Raw genomic sequence first — 18,177 nt, forward strand, 5'->3', positions numbered from 1 at the left:
TTGGGGAGGACTGTATGGCTGTTTGGTGGGGAATCGGTGCGCTTGCCTCTGTGGTTTACCTTGTTCGGTTTTGCCACGCTGAAGAAAGCTATCTGAAATCTGTAATCAAAACGGCATCCATCGCGGCTTTGTCGGTGGGTGCGCTTTTGGCGGGCGGACCATGGGCGCTTGTCGCAGCACTGGCGGTTTCGGCCTTGGGTGACTGGCTGATTTCGCGCGACAGCCAGCTGGCGTTCAAACTGGGCGTTGCATCCTTTGCCGCGGGACATCTTTTATATGTCGGTCTGTTTCTGACGCATCCGCTGGCGGTGCCCGAACGGCTGTATCTGCACCCCGCGCCTTGGGTCATCATGCTGTTGGGCGTTCTGGGCGCTCTGGTCGCCGTTCAGCTTTTTCCGCGCGCAGGCAAACTGCGTTGGCCTGTGATGGCCTATATCCCGATCATTCTGTCGATGGGTGCTGTTGCGCTTGTCCTGCCTGCGACCGGACGGCTGGTCTGGGCCAAGATCGGGGCAGGCGTGTTTATTCTGTCCGATCTGGTACTGGCACAGGAGTTGTTCGTTCTGTCCGACGCATCGCGCCTGCAAAAGGTGGCGCCGTATATCGTCTGGTCGACCTACTGGATCGCGCAGGCCTGTTTAACCTACGCGTTTTTGCCGACCGGCTTTGCTTAATCGTCGTTCAGAATACGGTTCGCATCGCCGTCTGGGTCATCGTACTGATCGGATTGGATCGTCCAAAGAAAACCGGCAAGGGCCAACAGACCCAACAGCAGGGAACAGGGCACAAGGATCACAAGGATGTTCATCAGCTGTCCTTCAGTCTGAGCGCGTTCAGGATCACGGTAACGGAACTAAGCGACATGGCAAGCGCCGCCATCAACGGTGTCGCAAAGCCCATCAGCGCCAGCGGGATCGCCACGGCGTTATAGCTGGCCGCCAGTCCGAAGTTTTCCAGAATGCGTTTGCGGGCCGAACGGGATGTGGCGATGGCTTGGGTCACGCCTGTCAGCGCACCCGAGACGATCACCACATCAGCGGCATTGCGGCTGGCTTCCAACGCGCTTCCCGGCGCGATCGAGGCATGGGCCGCGGCCATGGCGCCTGTGTCATTCAGACCATCGCCCACCATCAGCACCTTGTGACCGGCCTCGGTCAGGTTGGTGACCTGACGCAGCTTGTCTTCCGGTGTCACTCCGGCGGTGACGCCGTCCACGCCCAGTTGCTGGGCGATCGCTTGCGCCTTATCCGACCGGTCACCTGTCAGAAGGTACACAGGCAGGCCCATGGTTTTCAGTTTCCCAACGACTTCGCGTGCGTTCGGCAAAAGCTCTTCGCTGCGGGGCAGGGCATAGCAGGTGTCGTTTACGCAGAACACGGTGTCACCGCTGTTGTCCGCAGGGTCGCGGCCCAACCAGACCTGAGCACCAAACCAATCGGCGCTGACGCCCTCACCGGGCACTTCGCGGATATCGGTCAGCTTTGCCGCAGTTACATCCCCAAGCGCCCGCACAAGGCTTTGGGCCAGCGGGTGATGCGATGCCTGTGCCAGTCCAAGCAGCACAGGGTGCAAGTCATCGGGCAGGGTGTCGGGTGTCAGCAGAACAGCACGGGTCAGCGTGCCTGTTTTGTCGAACACGGCCACGTCCACTTCGGCCAGCCGCTCTAATGCCGTGTCTGATGTCACGAGCATCCCGTTGCGGAACAGACGTCCCGTTGCCGCTGTCGCGACGGCTGGCACCGCCAGCCCGAGCGCACAGGGGCAGGTGATGATCAGGGTCGCAACGGCGATGTTCAGGGCCAGACGGATGTCACTGGTGGCCCAAACCCATCCGACAAACGCACCAAAAGCGATCAGGTGAACCGCAGGCGCATAGATCGCCGCCGCGCGGTCTGCCAGACCGGTGTAGGCCGACTTCGCGCTTTCGGCGATGCCCACAAGGCGTGCCATACGACGCAATGTGGTGTCTTCACCCACTGCCGTCGCGGTGATCTGGATCGGGCCGCCCAGAACGGTTTCCCCCGCCTGAAGCGCCGCCCCACGGTGACGCATCACCGGATCACTCTCGCCGGTCAGCATCGATCGATCCAGCCGCGCCTCGGCCACGTCCAAAGTGCCGTCGACGGGCAGGCGTGAACCCGCAGTCAGCCACAGCTGATCTCCTACCGCAATCTCGGTCAGGGGGCGGCTGACGTGATGGCCCTCCTCGATCCGTGTGACACGTGTCGGCTCCATCGCCGCCAGATCCTTGGCGGCCGAGCGTGCCGCACGGCGCATCCGCTGATCCAGCACACGGCCCGCCAACAGGAAGAACGTCAGCGACAGCGCCGCGTCGAAATAGGCGTGATCCCCGCCCGCCATCACTTCATAAAGTGACATGCCGCAGGCCAGCAGGATCGCCAGCGAAATCGGCACGTCCATATTCAGGCGGCGCACCCGCAACGCGCTCCATGCGTTCACGAAAAACGGTTGGGCGGAAAAGATCGCGGCAGGTAGCGCAATGGATGCGCTGATCCAATGGAACATATCCCGCGTCGCATCCGTCGCGCCCGACCAGACGGCTACGGACAGCAGCATAACGTTCATCATCGCAAAACCCGACACGCCCAGACGCACGATCAGCGCGCGACCAGCATCGTCGGTCAGCGTCTGACCGGTGCTTTCATGCGCTTCGATCCCCGCACGGGACAGCGCATCGATCCATGCCAAAGGATCGGCGGCCTCAACGGCAACGATACGCGCGCGCTTTTGGGTCAGGTTTACACGGGCAGACTGGATGCCGGGCTGGTTGGCCAGCACAGTCTCCACCGTCCGGATACAGCCCGCGCAGTGGATATGCGGCAGCACCAATTCATGCGTCGGCGCAGCATCGCTGCCGCGCTGTGCGGTGCTTTCCGCCATCGGTGCAGCGGTGCAGGCAGGGCAGGCAGAGATAGTCATTCAGTCACCCAAAGCTTCACATCCTTGCGGAAGGCCGTGCCATCTTCGGCCTCTGCCTCAAGGCGCAGCACCCAGCGGCCAGCGCCAAGTTCGGGGATCGGCGCGACATGGCTGCCTCCGACGTAGATCAGGTTCAACGCGATGTCGTCTTCACGTTCGGTCGCGCGGCCCAGAACGGCCTTCAGGTTCTGCGGCTGGATGGGGCCATGGCCATCGTCGAACCGCACCTCGATCTCGCGTGCAGCCAAAGCGACATCCAGATCCCAGTTCAGCGCCTCTTGCGCGGCACGACGTTCGTTGAATGTCTGGCTGTCGATATAGCTGTTCTTGCTTTCGATGCCGGGGAAGGTGCGGACCGCGTTGACCGCCATGGTGACGTTCACACCGATGATGATGGAAAAGGCCAGCGCGAATACGGCAAAGACGTGATAGCCGGTGATTTTACGTGCGGTCATTGTGTGTCCTTTCCATTAAAGACGGTGGCTTCGCCCGAACGGGCATCGGTAATCACATCCTCGATCCACAGGCTCAGGTCCGTGCGGTCTGCCATAGCAGCAGTATCATCCGGACGCGCCGTGACATAGGCCCGAACGCTGCGGGTTTCGTTGGCGGGCACCACCACATGGTTGGGCGAGGACGCACCAGTATCTTCCAGATCGATCCGCAGGATTTCGTCCGACGACAGAAGCACACGGAATTCGCGGTCATCTGCGGCAAGGTTGCGGATGCGCAGGTTATAAACGTTGCGCACCGCGCCATCGGACAGGGTGATATACGTCGGGTTGCGCACCGGTTCGACTGTCAGGTCGATGTCCGAGCGGATGAACAGCGCCCAAACCAGACCCACACCGATCAACGCCCACAGGGCGGTGTAAATGATGGTGCGCAGGCGGAACACGTGCTGCCAGATCGGACGCGGCTTTTCACCGGCCATTTCGCGCGGGGTGTCGGACAGGGCGAGATAGTCGATCAAACCGCGCTCCTGACCGGTGCGCTCCATCACCTCGTCACAGGCGTCGATGCACAGGGCGCAAGTGATACAGGCCATTTGCTGGCCGTCACGAATGTCGATCCCCATGGGGCAGACGTTGACGCAAGCGTTACAGTCGATACAGGCACCAAGGTTCTCGGCACCTTCGGCCTTGCGGTGTTTGCCACGCGGCTCACCGCGCCAGTCGCGATAGGCCACGGTCAGGGTGTCGTTGTCCATCATCGCCGCCTGAATACGCGGCCAGGGGCACATGTAGATGCAGACCTGTTCGCGCATGAAACCACCGAAAATAAAGGTGGTCGCGGTCAGAATGGCGACGGTGGTGTAGGCAACTGGGGCGGCCTGAAGCGTGAACAGATCACGCATCAGGGTCGGCGCGTCGGCGAAATAAAACACCCACGCGCCGCCCGTCGCCACGGCGATCAGCAACCACAGAACCCATTTGGTCAACCGAAGCCGTAGTTTGTGCAGGTCCCACTTGGCGTTCCACAAGCGCACACGCGCGTTGCGGTCGCCTTCGACCCAGCGTTCGACAAGAATGAAAAGATCGGTCCAGACGGTCTGGGGGCAGGTATAGCCACACCACACACGCCCAAGGGCCGAGGTGAACAGAAACAACCCCAAACCCGCCATGATCAAAAGGCCCGCGACGAAATAGAACTCGTGCGGCCAGATCTCGATCCAGAAGAAGTAGAAACGCCGACCGGCCAGATCGACCAGCACCGCCTGATCCGGCAGGTTCGGCCCGCGATCCCAGCGGATCCACGGCGTCAGATAGTAAATCGCAAGGGTGACGGCCATGATCCACCACTTGAGGGTGCGGAACTTGCCCGAGACACGGCGGGGAAAGATGGGCTCTCGCGCAGCATAGAGGCTCGCGGACGGCTGATCGCTCATTTCACAAGGGTCCTGTTTGTGAATTTTCCCCTTCATAGAGCGGGGGAGCGTCAGGCGAATTGACTCAGGTCAAGTTGGGGGGGGAGTTGGAGTGGTTTTACTGCGCGACGATTACTTAAAGAATATGCGCCTTTGCGTTTCTGCATCATCGCGTGCACAGTGCTTATCTACAAAAAAGGTTGGCTTGAATGAACAGCGAAGAAAACGCTTTGACGAACATCGCCGAGCACCTGCCACCAGGGGCTGCAAAAGTACTGTCTGCGGCGGCTGCAGGTATGACACCGGGCATCAAGGATACAGCGTCAGACATATTTGGGGCATTGGTTGGTGATCGCGTCAAGCTTTGGCGAGTTAGAAACTTGATTAATGGGCTTGAGAAGACTGCGGCACATATCGAGAATAAAGGAATAGACCTATCTCAAGCGCACTCCTTGCCGTACGGGGAAATGTTAGCTCTTTTCGATGGGATTTCGAAAGAAGACGACGCTGACCTTTCCGACTTGTGGGCGAGACTTCTAGCGGGGGCCATGTGCGAGAGCGGAGAATCCATCTTATCATCTAGATCAGTCGCCTCTGTTCTGGAACAAATGAGCCCAGACGCCGCACAAGTTTTCTTGTTACTCGCGAAAATGTACCGCTTAGAGCTTCCGCAAGGTCAATCTAGACTAGTACGACATAAAGATTTTCTTGCTCCAAATGAAATCGAACAAAACTTTGATGAAGGCAGCCTTGAAGGTGAAAAAGATCAGTTGAGCTCAGAGATCGACAAGTTGTGGGAGAGCGTAAAGGGAGATGTCCAGCTTGAGATTTCGAAATCAGAGCTTCTGAGGCTTAACCTTATTCAAGGCAAGGAAGTTCACATTTTCTTTGACGAAATGCCATTCAGGCGCGGTATGAATGTCAATGCCGATGGACTTGACAGTGCCTTCAGTGATTTGACGGATAAAATCAGAGAACTCGTTGATAGCAGAACGAAATTTTCTGCACGACCATTCAGAAATCAATTTGTTTCGAATAAAGCCAATTTCGAACTTAGTGTTTCGGGGGTTGAGATTGCGAAGAAGCTAGGAATACTTGACGCTTAACTTGGGTGCATATGAGCATTCAATTTGGTTTCGGATTGTTAAATCACGACCATTTTTCGCTAATGACCGCTAGGTGCGCCGCATTGTTTAGAGTGGCCAAAGCACGTAAATGGTGACTGGCAACATTTTACTGGCTGCTACTATTATCCGTGTTCGTCTCGAACTAAAAAAAAGAGAGAATTGGGGATTCGAGTTTAGGTCAATCGATCCCAACCTACCCCACCGCCTTCTCATACAAATGCCATGTCGTGTGTCCCAGAATGGGCAGGGTAAGGATCAGGCCCATGAAGGCGGGTGCGACGTATGGGGCCATGATGACGGCTCCAGACCACGCACGTTTCGCCGCTTCCTGAACAGTTCGTGTCGGAAAATGCATGGCATTTCGGGGCGAAGGCTCTAAAGGACAAACAGACTTGCCGCCTTGGCCTAAAGGCGGTTCTCTTCTTTGGTGCACAGAGAAAGGTCACGTTCGGTGAAAAAGATCGGCCTCGACGCCACGGATATCCGCATACTCGCCGCGGTTCAGAACCACGGGCAACTGAGCAAAACACGTCTTTCCGAGATTGTGAATATCTCTGCCACGCCATGTTGGGCGCGGTTGGACAGGCTCAAGGCCGCAGGATTCATTCGTGGATATCGGGCCGAGGTCGCTCTCGAAAAGCTGTGTAATTTTACCCAAGTCGTCGTGACGGTGTCCCTGACCCATCACCGCAAGGCCGATTTCGAACGATTCGAGGCATGGGTCGCAGCACAGGACGATATCACCGAATGTATCTCGACCGGTGGGGGGATGGATTACGTGATGAAAGCGATCTGCCCGACGCTTGCCGATTTTCAGGCGCTGATGCAGGACATGCTGGATGCCGACATTTCCGTGGACCGCTACATGACCTATTTCGCGACTCGGGTCGTGAAGGCGAGCCGTCCGAACATCGCCAAACTGGCCGGAAGTGTGCCGCGCGACCGAACGGTCTGAGAGCGGCAGAATTTTTAGCCTGAACGGTCCGCGTTCATCCGATTTTCAGACCACATCACACGAAAATTGCCGCCTAAATAAGCGCCATCATCCACCGTTTCCGGACGACTGATCCGGAGAGTTAGAAGGGCGCTATTCATGCACGCAGACGACTTCGGCTTTGGCACGCAGATCCGCAAATCCCCCTATTTCGACGCCACTGTGCGTTGGGGCGCCAAGGGATTTTCGGTTTACAATCATATGTATATCCCGCGCGACTTCGGTGATCCGGAACAGAACTTCTGGTCTTTGGTCAACGACGCGATCCTGTGCGACGTGGCGGTCGAACGTCAGGTCGAGATCACCGGTCCGGACGCGGCCAAGTTCGTTCAGATGATGACGCCGCGCGATCTGTCCAAGATGGCTGTTGGTCAGTGCAAATATATCCTGATCACAAACGCAGATGGCGGAATCCTGAACGACCCGATCCTGCTGCGCCTGGCGGAAAACCACTTCTGGATTTCGCTGGCAGACAGCGACATCCTTTTGTGGGCGCAGGGTTTGGCGGTGCACTCGGGCATGGACGTGTCGATCTGCGAACCCGACGTCTCGCCGCTGCAATTGCAGGGCCCCAAGTCGGGCGAGATCATGCGCGCATTGTTCGGCGACGACATCATGGACCTGAAGTATTACTGGATGCGTGAAGTCGACCTTGATGGCATCCCGCTGATCGTGTCCCGCACAGGCTGGTCCAGCGAGTTGGGCTATGAACTGTACCTGCGTGACGGATCGAAAGGCGACGCGCTGTGGGAACGTATCATGGCGACCGGTATGGAATTCGGCCTGAAGCCGGGCCACACTTCGTCGATCCGCCGGATCGAGGGCGGTATGCTATCGTACCACGCGGATGCAGACATCAACACCAACCCGTTCGAACTGGGGCTGGATCGCCTTTGCAATCTGGACATGGAGGCGGATTTCGTCGGCAAAGCTGCGCTCAAGCGTATTCGTGAAGAAGGCGTGACGCGCAAGCAGATCGGTTTGATCATCGATGGTGAGCCGCTGAAAGGCCCGAACACCACTTTCTGGCCGGTGTCCCATGGCGGCGAAGAGGTGGGTAAGGTGACCTCTGCGGTCTACTCCCCGCGCCTGGAAAAGAACATCGCGCTGGCGATGGTGTCCGTCGATCATGCGCATCTGGGTATGCAGCTAGAGGTCGTTCTGCCCGCAGGTCCGACAACGGCGACCGTGGTCGAACGCCCGTTCTTCGATCCGAAGAAATCGCTGGCGGCGGCGTGATCCATGTCGCTTGCCATTGATCTGCACTGGCAGCGGGACGGAACCGACCTGCTTCCAGGCAAATACTCTGCCGCGCATCGCGTTTCCTTTGGCGCGCGCTTTGATATCGACGTGGATGCCGCCCCTGATTGGGGCGGGGATCCGGGCAACACAAACCCTGAACAGGCGCTGGCCTCGGCTTTGTCCAGTTGTCACATGATGACCTTCCTTGCGCTTGCGGCCAAGGCAGGCTGGCCGGTGGCGGGCTATTCCGATCACGCTGTGGCGCATCTGGGTAAGAACCCCAAAGGCCAGATGTCGGTCACGCGGATCGATCTGCATCCGGTGGTGCGCTTTGACTCGGGCTTTGCGGTCACGGACGAGGCGCTGTCCCAAATGCAGGACCGTGCACACCGCTATTGCTTTATCGCTAACACGTTGGCGGACAGCGTTGAAATCAACATCTTTTAAGGGACCAGCATGAGCATTCTTCTGCGCGATCTCGACTCTGATGGCGTATTGCGCCTGACCTTGAACGACGCGGCCAAACGCAATGCCCTGTCCGAGGCGATGCTAACCGAACTTGGCACAGCCTTTGACGATGCGGGGCGCGATCCGAAGGTGCGGGTCATCATTCTTGCGGCCAACGGCCCTGCGTTTTGCGCGGGTCACGACCTTAAGGAGATGACGGCAGGGCGCACGGGAGAGGACCGCGGTCGCGCGTATTTCACCCGCATCCTGACGCAGTGTTCGTCGGTCATGCAGGGCATCGTGAACTGCCCCAAGCCTGTCATTGCCGAAGTGACAGGCATCGCAACGGCGGCCGGGTGTCAGTTGGTTGCCAGCTGCGATCTGGCCGTTGCCGCCGATACGGCCAAATTCAGCACGCCTGGCGTTCACATCGGGCTGTTCTGTTCGACGCCGATGGTGGCCTTGTCGCGCAATGTTTCGAACAAACACGCGATGGAAATGCTGCTGACCGGTGACATGACGTCTGCCGAACGGGCGGCAGAAATCGGGTTGGTGAACCGCTGCACAAGCCCCGATGCATTGCGAGACGACGTCATGGCCATGGCGCGCAAGATCGCATCGAAATCGTCCATGACCCTCGCGACAGGCAAGCGTGCCTTCTACGCGCAGGCGCAGATGCCTCTGGCAGACGCTTATGATTACGCGTCGCGTGTGATGGTCGACAACATGTTGGCGCGTGACGCCGAAGAGGGCATCGGCGCCTTCATCGAAAAACGTGCCCCCGAATGGCAGGACGCATGATGGGAAATCCCTATAACACCGATCTTGATCGCAATCCGGCGAACTACCAGCCGCTGACGCCGATTGGTTTTCTGGAACGCGCGGCGCTTGTTTTTCCGAACCATACCGCGATCGTCCACGGGAAGCTGCGGCGAAGCTATGCTGATTTCTACACAAGGTCGCGCCAATTGGCATCGGCGTTGTCAGGGCAGGGCATCGGTCGCGGTCAGACGGTGTCGGCGTTGTTGGCGAATACACCCGCGATGCTGGAATGCCATTACGGTGTCCCTATGTGCGGCGCGGTCTTGCACGCGATCAACACGCGCCTTGATGCAGCGATCATCGCGTTCCAACTGGATCATGCTTTATCGCAGATGGTGATTGTGGACGCAGAGTTTCTGCCGTTGCTGAACGAGGCGTTGAAGCTCTGTTCTGCGACCCCGACGATCATCGTTTATGATGATGCTGAATTCGACGGCCCGCGTGCTTCGCACGATTTGCAAGACTACGAGGCCTTTTTGGCATCCGGCGATCCTGCATTTAAGTGGTTGATGCCAGAGGATGAATGGGATGCCATCGCGATCAGCTACACATCGGGCACGACAGGGGATCCGAAGGGCGTCGTCACACATCATCGCGGTGCCTATTTGCTGGCTCAGGGAAATGCGCTGACCGCGTCGATGGCCAAACATGCTGTGTATCTGTGGACGCTGCCGATGTTTCACTGCAACGGCTGGTGTTTCCCTTGGACCATGTCCGCGATCATCGGCACGCACGTCTGTCTAAGGCAGGTGCGCGCTGAGCCGATCTGGTCGGCACTGGCAGAAGAGGGCGTCACCCATCTATGCGGGGCGCCGATTGTGATGTCGCTGATGATTTCGGCCCCTGACGCGGTCAAGCGCACCTTGGACACTCCTGTCCAGTTCTTCACCGCGGCAGCGCCCCCACCGGAAAAGCTTTTGGCGGATATGAAGGAAGCCGGCTTTGACGTGACCCATCTGTACGGTTTGACCGAAACCTACGGGCCTGCGGTCGTCAACGACTGGCATGCGGAATGGTCCAACCTGCCGCGCGCCGAACAAGCGCGGTTAAAGGCGCGGCAGGGGGTGCGCTACCTTCCCTTGGAAGGGTTGGATGTTCTTGATCCGGAAACCATGCAACCCGTCCCGCGCGACGGCGAAACAATGGGCGAGGTCATGTTTCGCGGCAACGTTGTGATGAAGGGATACTTCCGCAATCCCAAAGCCACAGAAGAGGCATTCAAAGGCGGGTGGTTCCATTCCGGCGACCTCGGGGTTGTGCATCCCGACGGCTACATCCAGCTGAAGGACCGATCCAAGGATGTCATCATTTCGGGCGGCGAGAATATTTCGTCAATCGAGGTAGAAGAGGTGCTGTATCGGCATGATGCTGTGGCGGTTGTTGCCGTCGTCGCAATGCCGCATGAAAAATGGGGTGAAACCCCCTGCGCCTTTGTCGAATTGAATGCGGGTCAGCAGGTGGATGCGGACGAACTGAAGGCATGGTGCCGCGCGCATCTGGCGCATTACAAGGTGCCCGGCCATTTCGTCTTTGCGCCGATCCCGCGCACCTCTACCGGAAAAATTCAGAAGTTTTCCTTGCGTGATCAGCTGCGCGAACCTGCGCCAGCCTGACGCAATTCGTACAGAATGCTTCGTCCACTCTGCAATTTATGGCAGAGTTGGAAAACTGAACACAGAAAGAAAGAGACAGAAGCACGAAAGTTAAAACGATAATAATTCATAGGGAGGAGAAACCATGAATCTAAGACCGGACCCAACGTTCCACGCAACCCCGAAGTTGGCGATGGAGGCGCCGGCGGAAACGCTGGCCTTTACGCTGATGTTGTCCCCCGACGGAAACCAGCCCGATGGTGTGGCGGTGGTCGATGTCGACCCGAATTCCAAGACCTACGGACAGATCGTTCATCAGGTCATCATGCCGAACAAGGGCGATGAATTTCATCACTTCGGCTGGAACGCCTGTTCCTCGTCTCTGTCACCGTTGTCGGGCCATGCCTTTCTTGAACGGCGTTATTTGATTGTTCCCGGCATCCGGTCGTCGCGCATTTACGTGATCGACGTCAAAGAGCCGCTTAAGGCAAAAATTCATAAAATCATTGAACCCGAAGAAGTCTTTTCGAAAACAGGCTATTCCCGCCCCCACACAATCCACTGCGGTCCCGAAGGCATCTACGTCAGCACGCTGGGTGGCGGTGGCGAAGATGGCACTGACGGACCTCCGGGTATTTTCATTATGGACTGCGAAACCTTCGAGGTTTTGGGGCGCTACGAAATGGACCGTGGCGAGCAGGACAAACACTATGATTTCTGGTGGAACCTGCCGCGCGATTACATGGTCTCCTCTGAATGGGGCCTGCCGCCGCAGTTCGAAAACGGCATCGTTGCCGAGGATCTGCTAAGCAACAAATACGGCCACAAAATCCACTTCTGGAAGCTGCGTGAGCGGAAGAATGTGCAAACCATCGATCTGGGTGCAAATCACCAGATGGCTTTGGAAATCCGTCCTGCGCATGATCCGTCCAAGGATTATGGCTTTTGCGGTGTCGTCGTCGACACAACCAACCTGCAAGGCGCGATCTTTACGTGGTGGCAAAAGGACGACGGAACATTCGACGCCAAAAAGGTCATCACCATCGATCCACGCCCCGAAAAGGCAGAAAACCTACCGCCGCTGCTGCAAGGGTTTGAGGCCGTCCCGCCGCTGGTCACGGATATCGACCTGAGTTTGGACGACAAATACCTGTACGTTGCCTGTTGGGGCCTGGGCGAGATGCACCAATACGACGTCAGCGATCCATTCAATCCGAAACTGACCGGCAAGGTCGAACTGGGCGGCATCGCGCGTGGGGCCAAACATCCTAACGGCAAGCCCTTTGCGTACGGTCCGCAGATGGTCGAGATCAGCCGCGACGGCAAACGCGTCTACTGGACGAACTCTTTGTATTCGACGTGGGATGACCAGTTCTACCCCGACGACGAAGGTGGCCAGATGGTTATGGCGCATGTGGGCGAAAACGGCGGTCTGACACTGGCCGAGGATTTCTACGTCGAGTTCCCTGATGGCTATCGCAGCCACCAGATCCGGCTGGAAGGCGGGGACTGTTCCACAGACAGCTTCTGCTACCCCTCCGCCTGAACATGATTGACACATTTACCGCAACGGCCCTCTGGGGGGCCGTTGTTGTCTCTGGCCTGTATCACGGGGTCAATCCGGGCATGGGGTGGCCATTGGCCGTCTCTGCGGCCTTGATGGACCGCCAGCGCAGCAGCCTGTGGCGTGCGCTGGGCGCTTTGGCGCTGGGGCATCTTCTGGCCATGGTGGCTGTTTTGCTACCATTCGGTGCGCTGATGTTTCTGGCCGAATGGCAGGATCCGATCCGGATCGGGGCCGCGCTCTTGGTGATCGCGCTGGGCATCTACCTGTTGTTCAATCGGCGCCATCCGAGGTTTCTTGCGCGTGTACCCCCATCGCGTCTGGCGCTTTGGTCTTTTCTGGCAGCCATGGCGCACGGGGCAGGGCTGATGTTGGTCCCGATCTACCTTGGCATTTGCCAGACGATTGGCGCGGACACGGGTCACACCGCGGCAGCGCGCTTGATGACAGGCAACACTGGTGTTGCGGCACTAGTGGCCCTTGCTCACACGCTGTCGATGGTGATCGCTGGCGGTATATTCGCCTATGTCGTTTATCGCTGGGTCGGACTGAAAGCGCTGTCGCGTAGCTGGTTCAACCTGGACTTGGTCTGGGCCCTGAGTCTTGTGTTCGTTGGGGCGCTGTCGCTGGCGACGATGCACTGACAAACTTGCGATGTGTCGGCCGTTATTTATGACCCGATTTTCGGAGCGACTGCCTTTTCGTACAAATGCCATGTCGTGTGCCCCAGAATGGGCAGTGTAAAGATCAGGCCCATGAAGGCGGGGACGAAGGATAGGGTCATGGTGACGGCGATGATCGCTCCCCAACCCAGCATAACCACGGGGTTGCGTTTGACCACGCGGACGGATGTGATCATCGCGGTGACAAAGTCGATCTCGCGGTCCAGCAGCAGGGGCATGGCAACGACGGTGACGGAAAACAGCACCGTCGCCAGAAAAGCGCTGACAAGGGTTGCGATGATCACGAAGGTCCAACCTTCGGATGTGAACAGCACGACCTCAAAGAACCCCTGAAGGTCCGAGAATGCGGCGTGTTGCAGGGTGATCACCAGCACGGTGCGGAACTGATAGAACCAGACCCACAGGATAAACAGCGTCACGAACGCCATCCAGACCATCTCGCGTTTGCGCTGGTTGGCCATGACGGTCAGGATATCGGCCCAGCCAAAACTGGTGCCCGCCTTGAGCCTGCGAGACATCTCGTAAAGCCCAGCGCAGGCAAAGGGCGCGACTAGGGGGAAGGCGATGGCACCGGGGACGATCATCCAGATCTTACCCATCCACAACAGCGCCCAGACAAAGAAGATCCCGAAAAGCGCATAGAACAGCCCGAAAAAGCCGCTCATGACCGGACGGGCGAGGAAGTCGGAAAATCCGGCTTTCAGCGCTGCGCGGATATCCTCGGCGGTGACCGTTTGGGGCTGTGGCATAGCCGGAGGCTGTTGGTTTTGCGGGGTGGTGCCAGTGGTGCCGGATGTCATGAACGCAATCTCCCTTAACGAAAAAAACCGGAGACAGGTGTGACGTGCCTCCGGTCAGTGGGGAAAAAGGGGCCCGAAGGCCCCTCATGGGACAATTACTCGCCGCCGCCCAACTGGTGGACGTAGAGAGTCACTGCTTTGATTTCCGCTTCGGTCAGGCGCGGGCCCCATGCGGGCATCACGCCAAAGCGGGCATTCGAGATGGTTTCCTGAACAGTTTCGCGATCGCCGCCATAAAGCCAGATCGCATCAGTCAGGTCAGGCGCGCCCAGATCGACGCTGCCTTTGCCATCGTCGCCGTGGCACGCCGCGCAGTTCGAGGCGTAGCTTTCTTCGCCTGCCGCAGCGAGAGCCGAGTCATGCACTGCGCCGGACAGCGACAGAACATATTCGGCGGTGGCCTCGATCACGTCACCTTCGAGAAAGTCGCCAAAGGCGGGCATCTCCGAAAACCGTGTGTCGCCATCGGGTTCATAGCGGATACCGTGACGGACGGTGGCTTCGATCGCTTCAAGGCTGCCGCCCCAAAGCCAGTCATCGTCCAGAAGGTTCGGATAACCCTTGGCACCCGCTGCACCCGAGCCGTGGCACTGCGAACAATTGGCCCGGAAGACCGCCGCGCCACCTGCGACGCCAAATTGGTGGGCGGGGTCTTCGGGCGCCAGCGTTGCCAGATCGGCGTTCGCCAGCGTTGTTGCGACTTCGGCGTTACGGGCATCCACCGCCGCGATTTCTTCGGCCACTTGTGCGCGGGTCGAATAGCCCAGCACACCCGAGGTCGCCGAAGAGATCATCGGCCATGCCGGATAGGCGATGGTATAGGCGATGCCCCAGATGATGGTGATGTAGAAGGTCCACAACCACCACCGCGGCAGCGGGTTGTTCAGCTCTTCGATGCCATCCCAGCTGTGGCCGGTTGTGCCGATGCCGTCATTTGCATCTTGATTGGCATTGTCGGACATCACGCGTCCTCCTTCATTGGTGCCGCGTCAAGATCGGCGGCGATATCGTTACGAAGCGGGATGCCGGCGATCTGCGCATCTGTCTCGCGGCTGCCCGGGCGGAAGGCCCAGACAATCGCGCCGATGTAGAAGGCCGTCATCGCCAGCAGAACCCAGCTATCCGCCAGTTCACGAAGCCAAGAATACGTATCCATATCGTGACCTCCTTAGCGGCTGGCGTCGGCAGTGAAGGTCGAGAAATCGACCAGAGTGCCAAGCATCTGCATGTAGGCGATGATCGCATCCATCTCGGTCAGCTCTGGCTGGCCATCGAAGTTGGACACAACAGCACCGGGATAGCGTTCGACCAGACCGTCCCAATCCGAGTCCGGATCGGCCTGTGCACGGAAGTCCATTCGCGCTTCGGTGATCATTTCATCGGTGTAGGGAACGCCGACCATGCGGTGGGTTTCCATCAGGTCGCCGATGTATTTTCCGTCCAGCTTTGTATCCGCAAGGAAGGCATATTTCGGCATGACGCTTTCAGGTACGACAGACTGCGGGTTTGTGAAGTGATCCACGTGCCACGCGTCCGAGTAACGCCCACCCACACGGGCCAGATCAGGCCCTGTGCGTTTGGATCCCCACTGGAACGGATGGTCGTACATCGACTCCGCCGCAAGGCTGTAGTGGCCATAGCGTTCGACCTCGTCCCGCATGGGGCGGATCATCTGGCTGTGGCACACATAGCAGCCCTCGCGGACATAGATATCGCGACCCGCCAGTTCCAACGGAGAGTAGGGGCGCATGCCGTCTACTTCTTCGATGGTGTTCTCAAGATAGAACAGCGGGGCGATTTCCACGATGCCACCGATGGTCACGACGAGCAGGGAGAACGTGAACAGCAGAGTTGGGCTGCGTTCAAGGATGGCGTGTTTGTTAAGGACAGACATCTTGCTAGCTCCTTATTCTGCAGGTGTCGCGACAGCGGTGCTGTCTGTCTGTGGCTGACGGATTGTCTTCCACATGTTCCAGACCATGATCAGCGCACCGGACAGATAGAGCAGCCCGCCGAAGGTACGCAGGACGTACATTGGGAACTTGGCGCTGACGGTGTCGGCGAAAGAGTTCACAAGGAAACCCTGCGCATCGACTTCACGCCACATCAGGCCTTCCATGATGCCGGTGACCCACATCGACGCTGCGTAGAGAACGATGCCGATGGTCGCCAACCAGAAGTGCCAGTCGATGGCCTTCATGGAATACATCTGGGCACGGCCCCACAGACGCGGTGTCAGGAAGTACAGAGCACCGAAGGTGATCATGCCGTTCCAACCCAGCGCGCCCGAGTGTACGTGGCCGATGGTCCAGTCAGTGTAGTGGCTCAGGCTGTTGACCGCGCGGATCGACATCATCGGACCTTCAAAGGTCGACATGCCGTAGAACGCGAGGCTGATCACGAACATCCGGATGATCGGGTCTGTGCGCAGCTTGTCCCACGCGCCGTCCAGTGTCATCAGGCCGTTGATCATGCCGCCCCAGCTGGGCATCCACAGGATGATCGAGAACACCATGCCAAGGGTCGAAGCCCAGTCAGGCAGCGCGGTGTAATGCAGGTGGTGCGGACCAGCCCAGATATACAGGAAGATCAGCGCCCAGAAGTGGATGATCGACAGTTTATAGCTGTAGACAGGGCGTTCGGCCTGCTTGGGCACGAAGTAGTACATCATGCCCAGGAAGCCCGCTGTCAGGAAGAAGCCCACAGCGTTGTGGCCGTACCACCACTGGGTCATCGCATCTTGAACACCGGCAAACACCTGAACCGATTTGGAACCCCAGATCGACACCGGAATGCTCAGGTTGTTGATCAGGTGCAGCATCGCGACGGTGATGATGAAGGACAGCAGGAACCAGTTGGCCACATAGATGTGCTTTTCCTTGCGTCGGATGACGGTGCCAAGGAAGGCCACAAGGAAGGCGACCCAGACGATGGTCAGCCAGATATCCACGTACCATTCAGGCTCGGCATATTCTTTGGACTGTGTTGCACCCAGCAGATAGCCGGTTGCGGCCAGCACGATGAAAAGCTGGTAGCCCCAGAACACGAACCACGCGAGGTTGCCACCGAACAGACGCACACCGGACGTGCGCTGGACGATGTAGAACGACGACATGATCAATGCGTTGCCGCCAAACGCGAAAATCACCGCAGAGGTGTGCAGTGGGCGCAGGCGACCGAAGTTGGTAAAGGGCTGGGCCCATTCGAAATTCAGGACCGGAAAGGCTAGCTGCGCGGCGATGAACACGCCCACAAGAAAGCCCGTCACGCCCCAAAAGGCGGTGGCGATGGCACCGGCACGGACGACACCGTCCATATAGCCGTTCGCATCGACCAGCGGTTTAGGTTCGTCTACTTTTCTAAGCTCGTAGAAAAACAGACCGGCCGAAACACCCATAATGATCAGCGCATGAACCATGTAGGCAAGGTCATGAGCTTTGTTCGCAGCAATGGCCGCGAGAAGGGCGATCAGGCCGTAAAGGGTGGTTTTAGTAAGTCCCCACATAGCGTTCCCCGATTCGTTATCGCACGAGGGAGGAGCCCCCGCGCAGGCTTGGATGCCTCCGCTTTTGCAGGGATCGGGCTGGGGCCACCTTGATTCAGGTCAAGTTACGGGATTTTGAATCATGCTTAATGGTGATGTGTGTCAAACTGCCCCTTCTCGTCCGCGAGAGGGGGCTTTTTTGTCTGCAGGCTGTTCGTGCCAAGAAACGAGTGTTGTCACCGCATATAAATGTAATAATATCACATTACATTTCGAGTTGAAGGTGATTATGGCAAAGAACCTCGGGGCAACCACACTGAAAAGCCGAAAAAGATCGGGCAACCCGATGCGCGACTATGACAACCTACCGCCAGAACTGCGCCGCTGGCTGTCCGAGGCCGCCCTGCCATGGCGCCCGAAATCTGTTCAGCAGGCCTACCAAAAGGCCGTCGCCCGAACGGGCAACCCGCAGTCAGCCCTCGCCGAATTGAACCGATTGCAAGAGGTCCTCATCTCCAAAGACGCCAGCCGGATTTGGGGCAGGGACCATCCGGATGTGAAACTTAATAGCTTGTGGTGCGGAAGAAGATTTCGATGAGCAGTGGAAGATAATCG

19 protein-coding genes are annotated in these 18,177 nt (G+C 58.2%); 10 read left to right on the plus strand and 9 right to left on the minus strand.

Annotated features, from left to right (window positions below):
• The first annotated feature begins 14 nt into the window (after positions 1-14).
• The gene (locus C4S59_RS12605; RefSeq protein WP_103910886.1) at positions 15-674 is read left to right on the plus strand and encodes a lysoplasmalogenase; all 660 of its coding nucleotides are present in this window, start codon (positions 15-17) and stop codon (positions 672-674) included.
• On the opposite strand, the gene ccoS is transcribed toward C4S59_RS12605, so the two are convergent.
• Genes ccoS through ccoG form a run of 4 tightly spaced genes read right to left on the minus strand, consistent with a single transcriptional unit; the run spans position 671 to position 4,828 of the window.
• On the minus strand, positions 671-808 hold the full coding sequence (gene ccoS / locus C4S59_RS12610; protein WP_103910887.1) for a cbb3-type cytochrome oxidase assembly protein CcoS: 138 nt from the start codon (positions 806-808) through the stop codon (positions 671-673). The two genes, C4S59_RS12605 and ccoS, sit on opposite strands and share 4 nt — an antisense overlap.
• Positions 808-2,940 carry a heavy metal translocating P-type ATPase gene (locus tag C4S59_RS12615; protein ID WP_103910888.1) on the minus strand — a complete coding sequence of 711 codons (2,133 nt, stop codon included), beginning with the start codon at positions 2,938-2,940 and terminating at the stop codon, positions 808-810. The genes ccoS and C4S59_RS12615 overlap by 1 nt, the downstream gene beginning before the upstream one ends.
• Positions 2,937-3,395 (minus strand): FixH family protein, encoded by a 459-nt coding sequence (locus tag C4S59_RS12620; protein ID WP_103910889.1) that lies wholly within the window; start codon positions 3,393-3,395, stop codon positions 2,937-2,939. Before C4S59_RS12620 ends, C4S59_RS12615 begins: the two co-directional genes overlap by 4 nt.
• Positions 3,392-4,828, minus strand: a complete 1,437-nt coding sequence (gene ccoG / locus C4S59_RS12625) for a cytochrome c oxidase accessory protein CcoG (protein ID WP_103910890.1) — start codon at positions 4,826-4,828, stop codon at positions 3,392-3,394. The genes C4S59_RS12620 and ccoG overlap by 4 nt, the downstream gene beginning before the upstream one ends.
• Before the next feature lie 188 nt (positions 4,829-5,016).
• On the opposite strand from ccoG, the gene C4S59_RS12630 reads away from it, so the two are divergent.
• From C4S59_RS12630 to C4S59_RS12665, 8 genes are all read left to right on the plus strand, one after another.
• Complete coding sequence (locus tag C4S59_RS12630) at positions 5,017-5,913, plus strand: Abi-alpha family protein (protein ID WP_103910891.1); 897 nt, start codon at positions 5,017-5,019, stop codon at positions 5,911-5,913.
• A gap of 472 nt (positions 5,914-6,385) precedes the next feature.
• Positions 6,386-6,889, plus strand: coding sequence for an Lrp/AsnC family transcriptional regulator (locus tag C4S59_RS12635; protein ID WP_103910892.1), 504 nt, complete (start codon positions 6,386-6,388; stop codon positions 6,887-6,889).
• A gap of 138 nt (positions 6,890-7,027) precedes the next feature.
• Positions 7,028-8,167 carry a glycine cleavage T C-terminal barrel domain-containing protein gene (locus C4S59_RS12640; RefSeq protein WP_103910893.1) on the plus strand — a complete coding sequence of 380 codons (1,140 nt, stop codon included), beginning with the start codon at positions 7,028-7,030 and terminating at the stop codon, positions 8,165-8,167.
• Positions 8,168-8,170: 3 nt separating this feature from the next.
• Positions 8,171-8,617, plus strand: a complete 447-nt coding sequence (locus tag C4S59_RS12645) for an OsmC family protein (RefSeq protein ID WP_103910894.1) — start codon at positions 8,171-8,173, stop codon at positions 8,615-8,617.
• Positions 8,618-8,626: 9 nt separating this feature from the next.
• Positions 8,627-9,418 carry an enoyl-CoA hydratase gene (locus C4S59_RS12650; RefSeq protein ID WP_103910895.1) on the plus strand — a complete coding sequence of 264 codons (792 nt, stop codon included), beginning with the start codon at positions 8,627-8,629 and terminating at the stop codon, positions 9,416-9,418.
• Complete coding sequence (locus C4S59_RS12655; protein WP_200813227.1) at positions 9,415-11,052, plus strand: acyl-CoA synthetase; 1,638 nt, start codon at positions 9,415-9,417, stop codon at positions 11,050-11,052. Before C4S59_RS12650 ends, C4S59_RS12655 begins: the two co-directional genes overlap by 4 nt.
• Positions 11,053-11,176: 124 nt before the next feature.
• On the plus strand, positions 11,177-12,577 hold the full coding sequence (locus tag C4S59_RS12660) for a selenium-binding protein SBP56-related protein (RefSeq protein WP_103910897.1): 1,401 nt from the start codon (positions 11,177-11,179) through the stop codon (positions 12,575-12,577).
• Positions 12,578-12,579: 2 nt separating this feature from the next.
• Complete coding sequence (locus tag C4S59_RS12665) at positions 12,580-13,239, plus strand: hypothetical protein (protein ID WP_103910898.1); 660 nt, start codon at positions 12,580-12,582, stop codon at positions 13,237-13,239.
• A gap of 26 nt (positions 13,240-13,265) precedes the next feature.
• Here C4S59_RS12665 and C4S59_RS12670 read toward each other — a convergent pair whose 3' ends face one another.
• From C4S59_RS12670 to ccoN, 5 genes are all read right to left on the minus strand, one after another.
• A complete protein-coding gene (locus C4S59_RS12670; protein ID WP_103910899.1) occupies positions 13,266-14,078 on the minus strand; it encodes a DUF2189 domain-containing protein in 813 nt (270 codons plus the stop codon).
• A gap of 95 nt (positions 14,079-14,173) precedes the next feature.
• Complete coding sequence (gene ccoP / locus C4S59_RS12675; protein WP_103910900.1) at positions 14,174-15,040, minus strand: cytochrome-c oxidase, cbb3-type subunit III; 867 nt, start codon at positions 15,038-15,040, stop codon at positions 14,174-14,176.
• Entirely contained in the window at positions 15,040-15,234 is a 195-nt protein-coding gene (locus tag C4S59_RS12680; protein WP_103910901.1) for a cbb3-type cytochrome c oxidase subunit 3, read from the minus strand. The genes ccoP and C4S59_RS12680 overlap by 1 nt, the downstream gene beginning before the upstream one ends.
• Positions 15,235-15,246: 12 nt before the next feature.
• Positions 15,247-15,972: a cytochrome-c oxidase, cbb3-type subunit II gene (ccoO, locus tag C4S59_RS12685; RefSeq protein ID WP_103910902.1), complete on the minus strand. Its 726-nt coding sequence runs from the start codon at positions 15,970-15,972 to the stop codon at positions 15,247-15,249.
• A gap of 12 nt (positions 15,973-15,984) precedes the next feature.
• Positions 15,985-17,583, minus strand: a complete 1,599-nt coding sequence (gene ccoN / locus C4S59_RS12690; RefSeq protein ID WP_103910903.1) for a cytochrome-c oxidase, cbb3-type subunit I — start codon at positions 17,581-17,583, stop codon at positions 15,985-15,987.
• Between the two features lie 121 nt (positions 17,584-17,704).
• On the opposite strand from ccoN, the gene C4S59_RS12695 reads away from it, so the two are divergent.
• Entirely contained in the window at positions 17,705-18,160 is a 456-nt protein-coding gene (locus tag C4S59_RS12695; RefSeq protein WP_234994763.1) for a DUF6525 family protein, read from the plus strand.
• Positions 18,161-18,177 lie beyond the last annotated feature (17 nt).

Origin of the sequence: Thalassococcus halodurans, from assembly GCF_900108225.1 — a bacterium.
GTDB classification, from domain to species: Bacteria; Pseudomonadota; Alphaproteobacteria; order Rhodobacterales; family Rhodobacteraceae; genus Thalassococcus; species Thalassococcus halodurans.